A 16,567-nucleotide genomic window follows, 5' to 3' on the forward strand; every position below is an offset into this window, starting at 1 on the left:
ATGTGTATCGTTCGATACAGATATGGGGTGATGGAATGCTTGAGCTGGATGGTAGGCGGGCTCTCGTTACGGGTGGCTCGCGCGGCATCGGGGCGGCCATCGCGTTGGCGCTGGCTGAGAAGGGTGCTGACGTTGCGATTACCTTCGACCGGTCGGCGGATCGCGCGGCGGCGGTTGTTCGGGCGATCGAGGCGATGGGGCGCAGGGGCTTCGCCTTGCAGGCGAACAGCGTCGATCCCGCGGCGATCAAACGTTCGGTCGACGAGGCGGCTCGGCTGCTCGGCGGGCTCAACATTCTCGTCAACAACGCCGCCATCGCGCTCTACGACACCATCGCCGAGTTCAAGGCAGAGGATATCGACGCGCTGCTGGCGGTGAACGTGCGCTCGCCGATCCTCGCCGCGCAGGCGGCGATCCCGCATCTGCCGGCGGGCGGGCGCATCGTCAGCATCGGGTCGGCGGGCGCCGATCGCATCGTCGGGGTGACCGGCACGGTGTACTTCATGACGAAGTCGGCGCTGCAGTCGTTCACCCGCGGGCTGGCCCGGGAACTGGGACCGCGCGACATCACGGTCAACCTCGTGCAGCCGGGTTCCACCGACACCGACATGAACCCGGCCAACGGCGAGTTCGCGGACTTCCAGCGCAGCCTCATCCCGCTCGGGCGCTACGGCGAGCCAGCCGACGTCGCGGCGGCCGTCGCCTTCCTCGCGACTCCGGCGGCCCGGCAGATCACGGGAACCATCCTCACGGTGGACGGCGGCGCGGTGGCCTGAGCAAGCGACGAAGCCGAGGCCATCCTGCGGATACCGGGATCGGCATCGACCTTCGGGCGATGGTGTCGGCGGCCGTTGCGACCGGCCTCGGCCGGCTCGACCTCACTCCGGCTCGCGATACGTCCGGAAGCGGTTCTCGCGCACGTCGAAGAGCTGGCCGGTCTCGGTCAGCTCGGGATAGGCGAGGGGGAGGATCCTGGCCGCGACCTCCTTGGCGGTCGGCAGCGTCTTCGGATCCTCGCCGGGCATTGCCTGTGCCCGCATGGCGGTGCGGGTGGCTCCGGGGTTCACCGAGTTCACCCGCAGCGGCAGGCTCTGCGTCTCGTTCGCCCAGGAGCGCACCAGCGCCTCCACCGCAGCCTTCGACGCGGCATAGAGCGACCAGAAGGCCCGGGCGCTGTGGGCGGCGCCCGAGGACATGACGATCGCCCGTCCGGCGTCGGAGCGGCGCAGCAGCGGGTCGACCGAACGGATCAGCCGCCAGGTGGAGGTGACGTTGACCGTCATGGTCTTCTCGAAGGTCTTCGCCTCGATGTGGCCGATCGGCGCCAGCACGCCGAGCAGGCCGGCATTGGCGACGAGGATGTCGAGCTTTTCCCAGCGCTCCGCGATGGCGCCGCCGAGCCGGTCGATGCCGGCCATGTCGGTGAGGTCGAGCGGCACCAGTGTGGCGCTGCCGGCGCCGCCTGCGCGGATGGCGTCGTCCAGTTCCTCGAGCCCGCCGACGGTGCGCGCGACGGCGACGACATGCGCGCCTTCGGCCGCCAGCTGCCGGGCGATCTGGTAGCCGATGCCGCGCGAGGCGCCGGTGACGAGCGCGACGCGACCGTCGAGGCGGCCCGTCACAAAGCGCCTCCGAGCACCGAGAGCGGGCGCACGTTGTCTGCGCCGTCGAGATCGGTGAGGGCGGTCGGGTAGTCGCCGGTGAAGCAGGCGTCGCAGAACTGCGGCGCGACCGGGTTGCGGCCCGGCTCATTGACGGCACGATAGAGCCCGTCGATCGACAGGAAGCCGAGCGAATCGACCTGGATGAACTCGGCCATCTCCTCGATCGACATGCGCGAGGCGAGGAGCTTGGTCTTTTCGGGCGTGTCGACCCCGTAGAAGCAGGAGGCGCGCGTCGGCGGGGAGGCGATGCGCATGTGCACCTCCTTGGCGCCGGCGTCGCGCACCATCTGCACGATCTTCTGCGAGGTGGTGCCGCGCACGATGGAATCGTCGACGAGGATCACCCGCTTGCCCTCGATCACGTCGCGGTTGGCGTTGTGCTTCAGCTTCACGCCCATGTGGCGGATCGAGTCGGTCGGCTGGATGAAGGTGCGGCCGACATAGTGGTTGCGGATGATGCCGAGCTCGAAGGGCAGGCCCGCCTCCTGGGCGTAGCCGATCGCCGCCGGAACGCCGGAATCCGGCACGGGCACCACGATGTCGGCCGTCTCCTGGCTCTCGCGGGCGAGCTCGGCGCCGATCCGCTTGCGGATCTCGTAGACGTTGCGCCCTTCGACGCTCGAATCCGGCCGCGCGAAATAGACATACTCGAAGATGCAGAAGCGCGGGCGGCGCTTCTGGAAGGGGAACAGGCTCTCGATGCCGTCCTCGGTGACGACGACCATCTCGCCTGGCTGGACGTCGCGCACGAAGCTGGCGCCGATGATGTCGAGGGCGCAGGTCTCCGAGGCGAGGATCGTGGCGCCCTCGAACTCGCCGATCACCAGCGGGCGGATGCCGAGCGGATCGCGCACGCCGATCATCTTCTTCGGCGTCATGCCGACCAGCGAGAAGGCACCCTCGAGGCGCGATAGCGCGTCGATCAGCTTGTCGTTGAAGTGGCGGGCCGCACTGGTGGCGACGAGGTGCAGGATCGTCTCGGTGTCGGAGGTCGACGAGAAGATCGAGCCGCGCCGCTGCAACTCGCGCTGCACGGTCAGCGCGTTGGTGATGTTGCCGTTGTGGGCGACGGCAAACCCGCCGGCCGACAACTCGGCGAAGAAGGGCTGGACGTTGCGCAGACCGCCGCCGCCGGTGGTGGCGTAGCGGGTGTGGCCGATGGCGACCTCGCCGGGGAGACGCTCGAGCACCGCCTGCTTGGTGAAGGTGTCGCCGATGAGGCCCGAATGGCGCTCGACGTGAAATTGCGCGCCGTCGTAGGAGACGATACCCGCCGCCTCCTGACCCCGGTGCTGGAGCGAGTGCAGCCCCAGCGTCACGAGCGCGGCGGCATCCGCCCGCTTGAAGATCCCGAAGACGCCGCACTCTTCATGAAGCGTGTCGTCGTCCGCTGCGCCGAAAGGCGTTTCGTCCATCAGGTCACTCGGTTGCGTCGGCAGGAATACCGTCGGTGCACATACGGACGGCAAGGTCCGCATTCAATATACCGCAATGCTGCCGAAATCACGAAGAAACTCGGTCAAATCCACCGTCAAGCGCCAGCCGCGGGCGACCGGCCGGAGGCCTCAATCGGCCGGCGCCTCGTCGGGATCTTCCGAACCCTGGATGGCGTCCTCGATGCTGGACGGCGCACTCGCCGCCGGCGCGTCGCCGGTCTCGGCGGGCGGCGAGGCCGTCTCGCTCCCCGGCTCGCGGAATCGATCGAGGATCGCCTCCTCGGGGTTGTCCGGGAGCGCGGCGACGAGCTTCTGGCCGAGATCGTCGAGCAGCGGCTTGGAGCGCGACTGGGCGATCCAGGCCGGCTGGTTCTGCGGCGCCAGCCAGTTGAAGAACAGCATCGCGACGACCACGAGGAGCAGGCCACGCGCCGCGCCGAAGATGAAGCCGAGCGTCCGGTCGAGCGCGCCGACACGGCTGTCGATGATGAAGTCCGCGATCCGCAGGGTGATGAAGGAGACGACGATCAGCGTGACGACGAAGATCGCCAGCGCCGCAGCGGCCATCGCGACCTTCTCGTTGTGGATATAGGGCTGAACGTACGGCGTCAGCGGCGCGTAGAAGAGGTACGCCGCGGCTGCGGCCGCCACCCACGAGACCACCGACAGCACCTCGCGCGAAAAGCCGCGCACCATCGCCAGCAGCGCCGAGATCAGCATGATGCCGATGAGGATCGCGTCAAGAAGCGTGATGGTCATCGCACTCGAACCCTTTTACCGACGCTGCCTGCGGACCGTTCGTCTGCCTGCGATCTACACCCGTCCGGCGCGGCGAAATCAAGAGCGGCCCTCGCCGCCGGCGACCGCCGCGACGAGATGCGGCAAGGTCTCGATCTCGTGGGTGAGGACATCGCGGCTCTTGGGAAGATCGCTGCCCGCCGACGGCAGAACCGCCCGCTGGAACCCGAGCTTCACCGCCTCCTTCAGGCGCTGTGCAGCATGCGCGACCGGCCGGACGGCGCCGGACAGGCTGATTTCGCCGAAATAGACGCAATCGGGAGGCAGGGCAAGGCCGCTGAGGGACGAGACGAGGGCTGCCGCGACCGCAAGGTCGGCCGCCGGCTCGCTGATGCGAAACCCGCCGGCGACATTGAGATAGACGTCGTGCTGGCCGAGGCGTACGCCACAATGCGCCTCCAGGACGGCGAGCACCATTGCCAGGCGCGCCCCGTCCCAGCCGATCACCGCGCGGCGCGGCGTGCCGAGCGCGGTCGGCGCGACCAGCGCCTGGATCTCCACCAGCACCGGCCGCGTGCCCTCCATGCCGGCAAAGACCGCGGCACCCGGCGCCTTGTCGTTGCGCTCGCCGAGGAAGAGCTCGGACGGGTTCTGCACCTCGCGCAGGCCGATGTCGCTCATCTCGAAGACGCCGATCTCGTCGGTCGGCCCGAAGCGGTTCTTCACGGTTCGGAGGATGCGATAGTGATGGCCGCCTTCGCCCTCGAAGTAGAGGACGCCGTCGACCATGTGCTCGACGACGCGCGGGCCGGCGATCTGCCCTTCCTTGGTCACGTGGCCGACGAGGATCACCGCCGCGCCGCTCGCCTTGGCGTAGCGGATGAGCATCTGCACGCCGCTGCGCACCTGCGTCACCGTGCCGGGCGCCGAGTCGGCGAGATCCGACCAGAGGGTCTGGATCGAGTCGATGATGACGAGATCCGGCCGGCGATCCTCCGCGAGGGTGGCGAGGATGTCCTCGACGTTGGTCTCGGCCATCAGGAGGACGCCGCTGGAGGCGGCACCGAGCCGCTGCGCCCGCAGCCGCACCTGCGCCACCGCCTCCTCGCCGGAGACGTAGACGACGCGGTGGCCGTTGCGGTCGAGCGCGGCCGCGGCCTGCATCAGGAGCGTCGACTTGCCGATGCCGGGGTCGCCGCCGACCAGCAGTGCCGAGCCGCGCACGATGCCGCCGCCCGTCGCCCGGTCGAGCTCGCCGATTCCCGACACGATGCGCGGTGCCTCCTCGAGCTCGCCCGACAGCGGCAGCAGCGAGGCGACGCGGCCCTTGCGCCGGGCGCGGGCCGGCCCGCCGCCGATGCCGCCCGCGGCGTTCTCCTCGACGATGGTGTTCCACTCGCCGCAGGCGTCGCACTTGCCCTGCCAGCGCGTGTAGACCGCTCCGCAGTTCTGGCAGATGAAGGAGGTCTTCGTTTTGGCCACTGTCAGTTCCACTGCCGGCGCACGCGCGGCCCCAGCCCGGTCAGCAGCTCGTATGCAATGGTGCCGGCGCTCGCCGCGACCGCGTCGACCGGGACGTTCGCCCCAAACAGCTCGACGCTATCGCCGGGCGTCACCGCGCCAGGCGGCAGGTCGGTCACGTCGATCAGCGTCAGGTCCATCGACACGCGCCCCAGCACCGGAACGTGCCGGCCGGCCACGAAGGCCATCGCGCCAGGCCTCGACTCTCGCATCGGCACGCCGGCGCCCGAGGCCGCGCGCGGGTAGCCGTCGGCATAGCCGATGCCGATCGTGGCGATGCGGGTGTCGCGATCGAGCGGCGCGGCCGCGCCGTAGCCGGCGGCCTCGCCGGCGTTTGCGGTGCGCACCTGCAGGACGGTGGCCGTCAGCGTCGCGACCGGGCGCAGCCGGCCGTCGGACGCCGGGCCGGCATGGCCGCCATAGAGCGCGATGCCGGGCCGGGTGAGGTCGAAGCCGTAGTCCGCGCCGCGGAAGGCGCCAGCGGAATTCGCCAGCGAGCGCGGCACGTCGGGGAACAGCGCCGCCAGCTCGAGAAACCGCCGCCGCTGAGCCTCGCTCTGGCCCGTCGGCTCGTCGGCCGAGGCGAGGTGGCTCATCACCAGCGACAGCTCGAGCGACCCGTCGGTGACCAATGCCGCGGCGGCTTCGGCATCGCGGCGGTCGAGGCCGAGCCGGTTCATGCCGGATTCCACCTGCAGCGCCGCCGGCGCGCGCGTGCCGGCCTCGCGCAGGCCCTCGCGCCATACCGCGACATCCTCCGGCGTCGAGAGCACCGGCGTCAGACCGAATTCGAGCAGTGTCGGCACGGCCGGCGCGTCGAGGCCCTGCAGGACGAAGATGCGAATTCCGCTGCGCGCGTGCGAGCCTTCATGCGCGGAGGCGAGCGCCTCGCGCACCGCTGCGCCCTCCGAGGCCCAGGCGGTGAAGAAGTCGCGGCAGCCGGCGGCGGCGAGCGAACGCGCCACCTCGGCGGCGCCAAGGCCGTAGCCGTCGGCCTTGACCGCGGCGCCGGTTCGGGCCTGCGGCTGCAAAGCGGCGAGGGCGCGCCAGTTCGCCTCCAGCGCGCCGCGGTCGATCGTGACGACGGACTGGCGGTCGGAGCGCACCCGGGCCGGCACGAAAAGGCTCGACATCACCGCTACTCGAAGCGCTCGGGCAGGTAGCTGTCGTCGGCGAGGTCGCTGAAGCGCGTGTACTCGGCCTGGAAGGCGAGGGGGATCGTCCCGGTCGGTCCGTGCCGCTGCTTGGCGATGATCACCTCGGCCTTGCCGCGCGCCTCGTTCATCGCCTGCTCCCACTTCAGGTGCTCGTCGGTGCCGGGCTTCGGCTCGCGGTTGGAGAGGTAGTACTCGTCGCGATAGACGAAGAGCACGACGTCGGCGTCCTGCTCGATCGAGCCGGACTCGCGCAGGTCGGCGAGCTGCGGACGCTTGTCCTCGCGCGCCTCGACCTGGCGCGACAGCTGGGACAGCGCGATGATCGGGACGTTCAGCTCCTTCGCCAGCGCCTTCAGGCCCGTGGTGATCTCGGTGATCTCCTGCACGCGGTTCTGGGCCGAGGCTTTGGACGAGCCCTGCATCAGCTGAACGTAGTCGATCACCATCACGTCGAGGCCGCGCTGGCGCTTCAGGCGCCGGGCGCGCGCGGCGAGCTGGGCGATCGAGATGCCGCCGGTCTGGTCGATGTAGAGCGGCAGCCGCTGCATGGTCTCCGAGCAGGCGACGAGCTTGACGAGCTCCTGATCGTTGATGTTACCGCGCCGGATCTTCGAGGAGGAGATCTCGGTCTGCTCCGAGATGATGCGGGTGGCGAGCTGCTCGGCCGACATTTCGAGGCTGAAGAAGGCGACGACGCCGCCATTGCGTGCCTTGTAGCTGCCGTCCGCCTGCTCGGCCGGCTCGTAGGCGGCGGCGATGTTGAAGGCGATGTTGGTGGCCAGCGAGGTCTTGCCCATCGCCGGTCGGCCCGCGAGGATGATGAGGTCGGAGGACTGCAGACCGCCGAGCCGCCGGTCCATCTCCATGATGCCGGTGGAGGTGCCGGACAGGCCGCCGTCGCGATCCTTGGCGGCGGTCGCCATCTGCACCGCCAGCGTCACGGCGTCGGTGAAGGACTGAAATCCGCCGTCGTAGCGGCCGGTCTCGGCGAGCGCGAAGAGCGAGCGCTCGGCTTCCTCGATCTGCTGCTTCGGCTCCATGTCGAGCGGCGCGTCGAAGGCGACGTTGACCATGTCCTCGCCGATGCGGATCAGCGAACGACGCAGCGCGAGGTCGTAGATCGCGCGGCCGTAGTCGGCCGAGTTGATGATCGTCGTCGCCTCGGCCGCGAGGCGCGCGAGATACTGCGCGACCGTCAGGTCGCCGACCCGGTCCTTCGCCGGCAGGAAGGTCTTGATCGTGACCGGGTTGGCGATCTTGCCCATCCGGATCATCTCGGAGGTCTTGGCGAAGATCTCCCGGTGCAGCGGATCGAAGAAGTGGTCGGGCTTCAGGAAGTCGTGGACGACGTAGTAGGCGTCGTTGTTGACGAGCATCGCGCCGAGCAGCGCCTGCTCGGCCTCGATGTTGCTCGGGGCCTCGCGATAGAGCTGCTGCTCCTCCTCGAACTTGCGCGCCGCCTCGGCCATGCCGTCTCCTGGAACAAAAGGTGAATATACCTTATACAGGAGCAGGCGAGTCGATCAAAGCGCGATGACGACAGCCGGGCTGCGGGCTCGGCCGTCCACAGCTTGTCCACAGCCGCGAGCGGGGACTGCGGGGATAAGTTCGCCGGCCCGCTTCACTCGGCGGCGTGACACAGCTCCAGAGCCGGCGAACGCTGCTCGGCCTCGCGCAGCTTCGCCTCGGCCTCGATCATGTAGTCGCGGGTGAGCGGCAGGACGTCGTTGCGCTTGGTGAGCTGGATCTGGAAGACCATCATTTCCTGCCAGCGGAAGGAGGTCTCCGATGCCGCGAGGTAGAACTCCCACATCCGGCAGAAGCGCTCGTCGTAGATGGCCTTCGCTTCGTCCCGTCTTGCCTCGAAACGCTCGCGCCAGTTCTTGAGCGTCTCCGCGTAGTGCAGGCGCAGGATCTCGATGTCGGTCATCATCAGGCCCGACTCCTCGATGATCGGCGTCACCTCCGACAGCGACGGGATGTAACCGCCGGGGAAGATGTACTTGGCGATGAAGGCATTGGTGTTGGCCGGCGGGCCGAAGCGCCCGATCGAGTGCAGCACCATGACCCCGTTGCGGTCGAGGAGCCGAGCCGCCTGGCGGAAGAAGTCGCGGTAGAACTCGCGCCCGACATGCTCGAACATCCCGACCGAGACGATGCGGTCGAAGGGCCCCTCCGTCTTGCGGTAGTCCTCGATCTTGAAGGTTGCGCGGTCCGCGAGCCCGGCGTCGGCGGCCCGCTGGTTGGCCAGCTTGAACTGCTCGTCCGACAGCGTGATGCCGGTCACGTCGGCCTCGCAATGGTCGGCCAGGTAAAGCCCGAGCCCGCCCCAGCCGCAGCCGATGTCGAGCGTCTTCAGCGCCGGCCGGTCCATGTAGAGCTTGGCGGCGATGTGCCGCTTCTTGGCGAGCTGCGCCTCGTCGAGCGTCGCGTCCGGCGTTTCGAAATAGGCGCAGGAATACTGCCGGTCGATGTCGAGGAAGAGGTCGTAGAGCTCCGACGACAGGTCGTAGTGGTGCTGCACGTTGCTGCGCGCGCGCATCGGCGTGTTGTTCTGGATGTGCCGGCGATAGAGCAGGCGCAGCCGCTCGATCGCGCGCATCCAGCTTTCGGTGGCGGCGTCGTTGCCGGCATTCTCGAAGACGAGGGCGAGGACGTCGTAGATCGATCCCTTCAGCAGGTCGACCTCACCGTCCATGTAGCGCTCGCCGAACTGCAGCGCCGGATTGGTGGCGATGCGACGCTCGGCCGATTTGGTCTTGATGTGGATGTGGACGGGCTCACCGCCGCCGTCACCGAATTCCGTCGTCTGCCCCGCCGCGTCCGTGATGATCATCGTTCCCTTGGTGATGAGACGGGTGACGTAGAACTTCAGAAGGGCATTCATGACGCGAACTCCGGACTGCGGACGCAAGAGGCGAAACTAAGGCAAGTTTAAGAGCCCCGGTCAAAACGAAAAGAGCCCCGGCCGAGGCCGGGGCTCCAAAAATCCGCGCGAGCGTACGAGCGGGGTGTGTTATTCGGTCGCGGCTGCCGGTTCGGCCTCGCCGGCGGCCTCCGCATCCGCCTCGCCCTCATCCGCGACGTCCTCCGCCTCCTCCTCGTCGACGCCGTAGATCGCGTCGGCCGAGGTCAGGTCCTCGCCGCGCGCCTGGCGCTCGGCCTCGTCCGGCGAGCGGGCGATGTTGAACGCGATCTCGACCTCGACCTCGGCATGCAGCGCCACGACGACCGTGTGCAGGCCGATGGTCTTGATCGGCTGGTTCAGCTCGATCTCGTTGCGACCGACCTTGAAGCCTTCGCCCTTCAGGATCTCGGAGATGTCCCGGGTGGACACCGAGCCGTAGAGCTGACCGGTCTCGCCGGCCGAGCGGATGACCACGAAGGTCCTGCCGTTCAGCGTCTCGGCGACGCCCTGGGCCTGCGTGCGGCGCTCCTCGTTGCGGGCGAGGAGCTGCGCCTTCTGGGCCTCGAAGCGGGCGCGGTTGGCCTCGTTGGCGCGCAGCGCGCGACCGGTCGGCAGCAGGTAGTTGCGGGCGTAGCCGTCGCGCACCCGCACCGTCTCGCCCATCTGGCCGAGCTTGGAGACGCGTTCCAAAAGAATGACTTCCATGACGTTCTTCCTTTCCTTGACGATAATTCAGTGCCGCTTGCCGGCTCGCCGGACGCGTGCGGTTTCCATGATCCCGATCACCGTGAAGACGAGGATCGGAAAGGTGAGAAGGAGGATCGCCGCGTAGGCAGCGAAGAGGACGAGCCCCCGACCGGCACGACCGCGCGTGCGCCGGTGCATTGCGGCGAGCCCGACGAGCGTGAAGCCGGCGGTCAGTGCACCGGCGACCGCCGCCGCCACGGCGCCGATGAGACCGCCCTCCAGGCACAGAAGCGCGGCGACGGCCAGCAGGACGATCGCGATCCAGGGCAGGCCGGCCGATGCCGGCACGTCGTCCTTCGGACGCGGCAGGCGACCGGAGGCGCGTGTCACCGCGGCGCCGACATAGAGGTTGACGACATGCACCAGCACCAGCAGGGCCGGCTGGGCGAAGGGCACCAGCCGCACGACGAGCTGGCTGAGCTGCTGCAGCTGGGCATCCGTCAGCTCGGCCTGCATGCCCGCCTGCTGGCGGAGGGCATCGGACAGGGCGTCGTTCAGCGCCGCCGGGTCGAAATCTGCCAGCCAGCCGTAGAAGAGACACCCGAGCGTCACGGAGGCGATGACGGCGAAGAGGATACCGGGGAGCGGGTACCAGTCGAGCCGGGGCGACGGCATGTCGTTTGCCGGCTGCGCTGCGGCCGGACGCGCAAGGCCGCAGAAATGGCCGGCGACGGCGGCGGGCAGCGCGATGGTGGCGATGATCGACAGGCCGCTCGCGGCATCCCCGAAGAGAGCGGCGATGGTCAGCCCCGCGAGCGCGGCGGCGGCGAAGCCCGCGACGCTGCCCCATCCGAGACTGGCGATCACGATCGGCATCGGCGCGACCAGCGCCAGCCCGATGGCCGTCGCCGACTCGACAACGAGCCCGGCGAAGAGCAGGGCGGACGTGACGCCCGCCACGAGCGCCACCAGAAGGGCGGAGGGTCTGATCATTCGCTGTCCTGCACGGGGGCAGTTAGAGGCGGGCTCGCCCCAACTCGGAAGTCTGTTCGATGCCGGCTCCGACCCGATCGGAGGGGCGATGCGGCGGGCCGGGGCCCGCCGCAGGCGTGTCACTTCACGACGTAGGGCAGGAGGCCGAGGAAGCGGGCGCGCTTGATGGCGCGCGCGAGCTCGCGCTGGTTCTTCTGCGACACGGCGGTGATGCGGGACGGCACGATCTTGCCGCGCTCGGAGATGTAGCGCTGCAGGAGGCGCGTGTCCTTGTAGTCGATCTTCGGCGATTCACCGCTGGAGAACGGGTCGGACTTGCGGCGGCGGTGGAACGGCCGGCGGGTGGGGAGCTGGGCGACATCGACCATGGCGGCTTACTCCGAATCGCGCGGACGGCGCGGGCGGTCGCCGCGGCCTTCGTCGTCACGGCCGCGCCGCGGACGATCGTCACGCTTCTGCATCATCACCGAGGGCGTCTCTTCGTGCTCCTCGACGCGGATCGTGATGTAGCGCAGGATGTCTTCGTTGAAGCGCATCTGCCGCTCCATCTCCTGGATCGCCGCGGCCGGCGCCGAGATGTTCATCAGCGCGTAGTGCGCCTTGCGGTTCTTCTTGATGCGGTAGCTGAGGGTCTTCAGACCCCAGTTCTCGACCCGGCCGACACTGCCGCCATTGGCTTCGAGCAGCTCGCGGTACTGGTCCACGAGCTGATCGACCTGCTGGCCGCTGATGTCCTGGCGGGCGAGAAACACGTGCTCGTAGAGAGCCATAGAGTTCGCCTTTCCGTTTCACTTCGCATCGTCCGGCCCAGCGGCTAAGCCTCTGCGACTCTCCGGTGGCCCGAGCGGGCCGTCGATGGAAAGGCGCGTCCTAGAGACGGTCGAGAGCGGGAACACGGGAAGCAGATGCGCTGCCGCATCATGCGCCGGAGAACCGGCCGCCTTCCGTTCAGCCCCCAGCAGGACCGGACAATGAGGGCGCCACATAGACGATTTCGCTCGCCGGCACAAGGCGCGCGAGCCGGACCTATCGGCGAGGCAAGCGCTGCCGGCTGGGCCCTCGGCGCGCTCCGCGGTCGGAGTGCCGCTCCGGTAGCGGTCGCAGGGTGACAGGTGCGGTGCCTCCCCGCAGCGTCAGGCCTCATCGGCGCTTCCGATGGCGGCATCGGTTGCTTCCGTTTTCGCCGCGCCGGCACTCCTGCGAACGTGCGGGCGTCTCGAAGGAGCGAAAGACGATGGGCGAACATGAAACGGCCGGCGCGTCCTCATCATTGGCGGCAGCTCCGGCATGGGGCTCGCGCTGGCGCAAAAGCTGAGCCGGGCCGGCGATCACGTCACCGTCGTCGGGCGTGATCCGGAGAAGCTTCAGCGCGTGCGGGCGGACTGCGCGGGGCCGGACCGGCCCGCGACGATCGTCACCGACATCACGATCGAGCAGGAGGTCGAGGCGTTGTTCGCGCGTTGCAGCCAGCTCGATCACATCGTCTGCACGGCAGCCGAGTTCACCGGCGCCTACGCGCGTCTTCCCGCACTCGATCTCGCCGCCGCCAGACGGGCCATCGAGAGCAAGATTGTCGGCCCCATCCACATCGCCAAGCACGGTGCTCCGACCCTCGCCACCGGTGGATCACTGACCTTCGTGTCCGGGATCGCCGCCTACCGGCCGATGCCGCGGGGCACAGTGGTCGCGACCATCAACGCGGCGCTTGAGGGTCTCGTGCGGGCGCTGGCGGTGGAACTGGCGCCGATCCGCGTGAATGCGGTTTCGCCGGGTTGGGTCGACACCCCCATCTGGCAGGTGGTCGCGGGCGAGGGAAAGGCGGAGGTCCTGGACGGGATGGCGGCGCGGCTGCCGGTCGGGCGGGTGGGGCGGCCGGAGGACATTGCGGACGCGCTCGCCTTCGTCATCGGCAACGGCTTCACGACGGGCACGGTGCTGCACGTGGAGGGCGGACACCGCCTCGTTTGAGAGAGTTCCGGGCATCGGACATGAGGGCCAGGAAGAGCGCGAGACCCGGCGGCTGGACGCGGCGCCGGCGCCAGATCATGTCGAGCGTCGCCACGGTCTCGTGGCGGGGCCATCGGTGCTGGGTGAGCGCACCGGACTCCAGCTTCCGGCTGGCGGCCAGTCGCGGGACGAGGGCGTAGCCGCTGCCCGCTTCGACGAGCCGCACGATGGCACCGATGCTGCCGAGTTCGGCGACGGGTCGCGGGGGCTCCGAGCCGGCCTGCCGCCACGCCTCGTCGAAGAGGTGGCGGTAGACGCAGCCCGGTTCGGTCGCAACGAAGGGCATGGTGGCCAGCGCGCCGGGATGCGGAAGCGCTGCCGCGTCCTCCGTCGCAGGCGGGCCGATCAGGATCAGCGGCTCGGTGGCGTAGACGCGGCGAAGCAGCTGTCCGTCCAAGGCGCCGCGGCGAAAGCAGAAGGCCACGTCGATCCTGCCGTCGCGCAGGCGCTGCAGCAAGTCCGCGCTGCCCGCGACCTCGACCCGCAATCGAAGCTCCGGATGCTCGCGTCTGAGGCTGGCGAGCGGCGACGGGAGAAGCTCGGACGCGATCGTTTCGAGGGCACCGATGGTCACGTGCTGCTCGAGCGAGCGGCGAGCGAGGGCAACGCCGTCGCGGGCGGCATCGAGGGCCGCGAGAACCTGCTGCGCGGGCGCGACCAACGCCTCCCCGGCGGCCGTCAACTGCAGGCCCTGCCTCGAACGCAGGAAAAGGGCTGTCCCGAGTTCATCCTCCAGACACTGCATCTGGTCGCTGACGCTGGACTGGGCAAGGTGAAGCTCACGCGCTGCCCGGGTGAAGCTCCGGCAGTTTGCGACATGCAGGAAGGTTCTCAGAAAGCGCGGGTTCATGCCGCTCTTGTAATCCGTGTCGCTCGATGTCGCAGCGGTGTTTCACCTGGCACAGAGACTTCCGCTTTCGCTTGGCGCCGTCGTGCCGAGGCGGCTGGTGGCGTGCCCTCGACCGCTCAGGCGATGTCGCGCGCCCGCAGGAGCCGGCGAGCGGCCTGGATGCGGCCCTCGCTGCGCAGCCGGCCGAGGGCGATCTCGGCCGTGTCCGGCGCGCCGGCGTAATAGCCCTGGGCGTCGATGCGGCCGATCGCGTGCAATTGCTTCCACTGCTCGGCGGTCTCCACGCCCTTGACGGTCATGCTGAGGCCGAGCCGGCCGCACAGGTGCCAGATCGAGGCAACGATCGCCTGCGCGCTCTCTTCCCGGCCGAGGGTCGCGGTCAGCGCCCGGTCGATCTTCAGGCGGCTGATCGGAAGTTCCTGGATGTAGACGAGGCTGCTCTGTCCGCTCCCGTAGTCGTCGATGGCGATCCGTACGCCGAGGGTGTGAATTTCGCGCAGCGCGCGCACGATGTCGGCGATCTGGCCCGCCGTCGTTCGCTCGCTGATCTCGACCTGCAGGAGGTTGCCCGGCACGCCGTGTTCGGCGAGCACATCCCGCAGCCACCCGACGACGTCGCCGCCCGCGAGCGTCATCGCCGACAGGTTGATCGAGATGCGCGTCTCCTCGCAGCCGGCCTCGCGGAAGGCGGCGATCTGGGCGACGGCGTTCCGGATGACCCAGAGATCGATCAAGCCGATGAGGCCGCTCGCCTCGGCGAGCGGGATCAGGACCGCCGGCGGCACCTCGCGACCGAGACGCTTGTTGTGCCAGCGCAGGAGCGCCTCCCAGCCGATCGTGCTGTCGCGGTTGAGGTCGATCTCCGGCTGGTAGGCGAGGCTGAAGTCGCCGCGCGCGACGGCGATCGCGAGGTCGGTCTGCAGCCGGCGGCGTTCGACGAGTTCGCTTTCCTGCTCCGGATCGAAGCAGGCGACGCCGCGCCGTCCGTTGCGCTTGACCTGGTAAAGCGCGATGTCGGCGGCGCGCTGAAGCTGTTCACCGGTCGAGCCGTCGAGCGGCATGGAGGCGATGCCGGCGGAGCAACCGATGGACAGGGCGTCTTCGTCGACTTCGAAGATGTCGCAGAGGCGGGCGACGATGCGGCGCGCCGTCTCGATTGCGTCGCGGCGCGAGCCGTTGCGCAGGATCACCGCGAACTCGTCGCCGCCGAGGCGGAAGATGTCCGGTGTTTCGGCGGTGGCGCGCAGCCGTGCGGCCACCTCGCGCAGCAGCGCGTCGCCGACCGCATGGCCGTGCTCGTCGTTGATCCCCTTGAAGTGGTCGAGATCGAGCGCAACGAGGTGAACTTGGCTCGGGTTGGCCTCGGCGGCCTTCTCGATCTCCTCCCAGGTCATGGCGAAGAGCGACCGGTTGCCGAGCCCGGTCAGCGGATCGTGCCGGGCGAGATGCTCGATCCGGCTGCGCGCTTCGTTCAGCGCGGTCACGTCGGCAAAGGTCAGGATGCGGGTCAGGCTGTCGCCGCGGCCGACCGGTTCCGAGACCGAGACGATGACCTGGCGGTCGCCGTGACTGCGGCGGATCTCGGCCTCGAAGCGGCCGCTGCTTTCGAGGTGAAAGGCGAGCGGCCGGCCGTCCAGCGGCACCACCTGTGCAAGAAGGTCGATCGTCTGGGCCCGGCGATCGAAAAGGATCGTGGTGGCGGCGTTGGCAAAGACGACGCGGCCGCTCTGGTCGATCTTCGCGATGCCGGTCGGCGCGGTCTCGACCAGCGCTTCGTATTCCGCGCGGCTGTCCTCGAGCGACTGCTGGAAGGCGATGGTCTCGCTCATGTCGACATAGAAGGCGAGCGAGCCGGAACTGCCCGGCCGCGGGTAGGACGAGTGCATCACCCAGCGCCCGGACGGTCGGCGCGCCAGCACCTGCACGCGCCGCCCGTCGGCCGCCCGTTCCATGTAGTCGTCCGGATCGAAGCGCTCCGGATGGTCGCCGCGCTCCTGGCACAGCTGGATGACCTCGCGCCGCCGCCGCCCGGGGCGCAGGAAGTCGTCGGGCAGCTCCAGCAGGCGCGCCGCCTTGCCGTTGCAGAGGCGAACGACGTCCTCGCCATTGGCGTCCCTGTCGTAGAGGACGACGCCCTCCTCGACATGCTCGAGCGTCTCGAGCAGCAGGTCGTGGCCCTCGTCGTCGCGCCCTGTGCCGCCGATGAGCGGCAGGAGCTCGATCTCCATCAGGCGCTGCTGGCTGCCGAGTTCGAAGACGCGGATGCGCGCGAGCTCGCGGCCCATGCGCAGGTCGAAGTCGCCGGAGCCGACGGCGACGCCGCTGGCGACCCGCCGCACCTCGTCGGCCCAGATCCGGTCCGGACTGTGGCCGAAGACGCTGGCCGCGATCCGCTTCAGAAGCGACTCGATGGCCAGCGGCGTCCCGCCGTCCGGGCTGTCGGGTCCGAGCAGACCGGCCGCCTTGCGATTGGCGTAGAGGAGCGTGCCGTCGCGCCCGACTGCGAATTGCGCCTTGGTCGAGCCGTCGAGGAGGGAGCGCAGGTCCGGCGACGGCAAGGTCATGGTCATGCTGTCCATTTCCGGGGCTCCGTTGCCCGCCGAACT

The 16,567-nt window shown here is 69.1% G+C and carries 15 protein-coding genes; 2 read left to right on the plus strand and 13 right to left on the minus strand.

Annotated elements, in window-relative coordinates; all coding sequences use genetic code 11:
* The first annotated feature begins 35 nt into the window (after positions 1-35).
* On the plus strand, positions 36-776 hold the full coding sequence (locus NPA30_RS04045) for an SDR family NAD(P)-dependent oxidoreductase (protein ID WP_256801076.1): 741 nt from the start codon (positions 36-38) through the stop codon (positions 774-776).
* Positions 777-878: 102 nt separating this feature from the next.
* Here NPA30_RS04045 and NPA30_RS04050 read toward each other — a convergent pair whose 3' ends face one another.
* The 11 genes from NPA30_RS04050 to rpsF form a co-directional block, all read right to left on the minus strand.
* The gene (locus NPA30_RS04050) at positions 879-1,622 is read right to left on the minus strand and encodes an SDR family NAD(P)-dependent oxidoreductase (protein WP_256801077.1); all 744 of its coding nucleotides are present in this window, start codon (positions 1,620-1,622) and stop codon (positions 879-881) included.
* On the minus strand, positions 1,619-3,079 hold the full coding sequence (gene purF, locus NPA30_RS04055; RefSeq protein ID WP_256801078.1) for an amidophosphoribosyltransferase: 1,461 nt from the start codon (positions 3,077-3,079) through the stop codon (positions 1,619-1,621). Before purF ends, NPA30_RS04050 begins: the two co-directional genes overlap by 4 nt.
* A 150-nt stretch (positions 3,080-3,229) precedes the next feature.
* On the minus strand, positions 3,230-3,859 hold the full coding sequence (locus tag NPA30_RS04060; protein WP_256801079.1) for a CvpA family protein: 630 nt from the start codon (positions 3,857-3,859) through the stop codon (positions 3,230-3,232).
* A gap of 78 nt (positions 3,860-3,937) precedes the next feature.
* On the minus strand, positions 3,938-5,320 hold the full coding sequence (gene radA, locus NPA30_RS04065) for a DNA repair protein RadA (protein WP_256801080.1): 1,383 nt from the start codon (positions 5,318-5,320) through the stop codon (positions 3,938-3,940).
* 2 nt (positions 5,321-5,322) lie between these two features.
* Entirely contained in the window at positions 5,323-6,492 is a 1,170-nt protein-coding gene (gene alr / locus NPA30_RS04070; RefSeq protein WP_256801081.1) for an alanine racemase, read from the minus strand.
* Between the two features lie 5 nt (positions 6,493-6,497).
* Complete coding sequence (locus tag NPA30_RS04075; protein ID WP_256801082.1) at positions 6,498-7,985, minus strand: replicative DNA helicase; 1,488 nt, start codon at positions 7,983-7,985, stop codon at positions 6,498-6,500.
* Positions 7,986-8,137: 152 nt separating this feature from the next.
* Complete coding sequence (locus NPA30_RS04080) at positions 8,138-9,403, minus strand: SAM-dependent methyltransferase (protein ID WP_256801083.1); 1,266 nt, start codon at positions 9,401-9,403, stop codon at positions 8,138-8,140.
* Between the two features lie 129 nt (positions 9,404-9,532).
* Positions 9,533-10,129 (minus strand): 50S ribosomal protein L9, encoded by a 597-nt coding sequence (rplI, locus tag NPA30_RS04085; RefSeq protein ID WP_256801084.1) that lies wholly within the window; start codon positions 10,127-10,129, stop codon positions 9,533-9,535.
* A 27-nt stretch (positions 10,130-10,156) separates the two neighbouring features.
* Positions 10,157-11,104, minus strand: a complete 948-nt coding sequence (locus NPA30_RS04090; protein ID WP_256801085.1) for a hypothetical protein — start codon at positions 11,102-11,104, stop codon at positions 10,157-10,159.
* A gap of 119 nt (positions 11,105-11,223) precedes the next feature.
* Positions 11,224-11,472: a 30S ribosomal protein S18 gene (rpsR, locus tag NPA30_RS04095; protein WP_256801086.1), complete on the minus strand. Its 249-nt coding sequence runs from the start codon at positions 11,470-11,472 to the stop codon at positions 11,224-11,226.
* A 6-nt stretch (positions 11,473-11,478) separates the two neighbouring features.
* Positions 11,479-11,874, minus strand: coding sequence for a 30S ribosomal protein S6 (rpsF, locus tag NPA30_RS04100; protein ID WP_256801087.1), 396 nt, complete (start codon positions 11,872-11,874; stop codon positions 11,479-11,481).
* Between the two features lie 517 nt (positions 11,875-12,391).
* On the opposite strand from rpsF, the gene NPA30_RS04105 reads away from it, so the two are divergent.
* Positions 12,392-13,072, plus strand: a complete 681-nt coding sequence (locus NPA30_RS04105) for an SDR family oxidoreductase (protein ID WP_256801088.1) — start codon at positions 12,392-12,394, stop codon at positions 13,070-13,072.
* On the opposite strand, the gene NPA30_RS04110 is transcribed toward NPA30_RS04105, so the two are convergent.
* Both NPA30_RS04110 and NPA30_RS04115 read right to left on the minus strand, forming a co-directional pair.
* Positions 13,023-13,961: a LysR family transcriptional regulator gene (locus tag NPA30_RS04110; RefSeq protein WP_256801089.1), complete on the minus strand. Its 939-nt coding sequence runs from the start codon at positions 13,959-13,961 to the stop codon at positions 13,023-13,025. The two genes, NPA30_RS04105 and NPA30_RS04110, sit on opposite strands and share 50 nt — an antisense overlap.
* Before the next feature lie 116 nt (positions 13,962-14,077).
* Positions 14,078-16,540, minus strand: coding sequence for a putative bifunctional diguanylate cyclase/phosphodiesterase (locus NPA30_RS04115; RefSeq protein ID WP_256801090.1), 2,463 nt, complete (start codon positions 16,538-16,540; stop codon positions 14,078-14,080).
* Positions 16,541-16,567: the final 27 nt, after the last annotated feature.

The organism is Mangrovibrevibacter kandeliae (genome assembly GCF_024519155.1).
Taxonomy (GTDB): Bacteria; Pseudomonadota; Alphaproteobacteria; order Rhizobiales; family Rhizobiaceae; genus Mangrovibrevibacter; species Mangrovibrevibacter kandeliae.

What these genes read in the sequence shown, in the direction of transcription:
- NPA30_RS04045 (WP_256801076.1), top strand. Translation starts at nt 36, where the DNA reads ATGCTTGAGCTGGATGGTAGGCGGGCTCTCGTTACGGGTGGCTCGCGC.
- purF (WP_256801078.1), bottom strand. Translation starts at nt 3,079, where the DNA reads ATGGACGAAACGCCTTTCGGCGCAGCGGACGACGACACGCTTCATGAA.
- NPA30_RS04060 (WP_256801079.1), bottom strand. Translation starts at nt 3,859, where the DNA reads ATGACCATCACGCTTCTTGACGCGATCCTCATCGGCATCATGCTGATC.
- alr (WP_256801081.1), bottom strand. Translation starts at nt 6,492, where the DNA reads ATGTCGAGCCTTTTCGTGCCGGCCCGGGTGCGCTCCGACCGCCAGTCC.
- NPA30_RS04075 (WP_256801082.1), bottom strand. Translation starts at nt 7,985, where the DNA reads ATGGCCGAGGCGGCGCGCAAGTTCGAGGAGGAGCAGCAGCTCTATCGC.
- NPA30_RS04080 (WP_256801083.1), bottom strand. Translation starts at nt 9,403, where the DNA reads ATGAATGCCCTTCTGAAGTTCTACGTCACCCGTCTCATCACCAAGGGA.
- rplI (WP_256801084.1), bottom strand. Translation starts at nt 10,129, where the DNA reads ATGGAAGTCATTCTTTTGGAACGCGTCTCCAAGCTCGGCCAGATGGGC.
- NPA30_RS04090 (WP_256801085.1), bottom strand. Translation starts at nt 11,104, where the DNA reads ATGATCAGACCCTCCGCCCTTCTGGTGGCGCTCGTGGCGGGCGTCACG.
- rpsR (WP_256801086.1), bottom strand. Translation starts at nt 11,472, where the DNA reads ATGGTCGATGTCGCCCAGCTCCCCACCCGCCGGCCGTTCCACCGCCGC.
- rpsF (WP_256801087.1), bottom strand. Translation starts at nt 11,874, where the DNA reads ATGGCTCTCTACGAGCACGTGTTTCTCGCCCGCCAGGACATCAGCGGC.
- NPA30_RS04105 (WP_256801088.1), top strand. Translation starts at nt 12,392, where the DNA reads ATGGGGCTCGCGCTGGCGCAAAAGCTGAGCCGGGCCGGCGATCACGTC.
- NPA30_RS04110 (WP_256801089.1), bottom strand. Translation starts at nt 13,961, where the DNA reads ATGAACCCGCGCTTTCTGAGAACCTTCCTGCATGTCGCAAACTGCCGG.
- NPA30_RS04115 (WP_256801090.1), bottom strand. Translation starts at nt 16,540, where the DNA reads ATGGACAGCATGACCATGACCTTGCCGTCGCCGGACCTGCGCTCCCTC.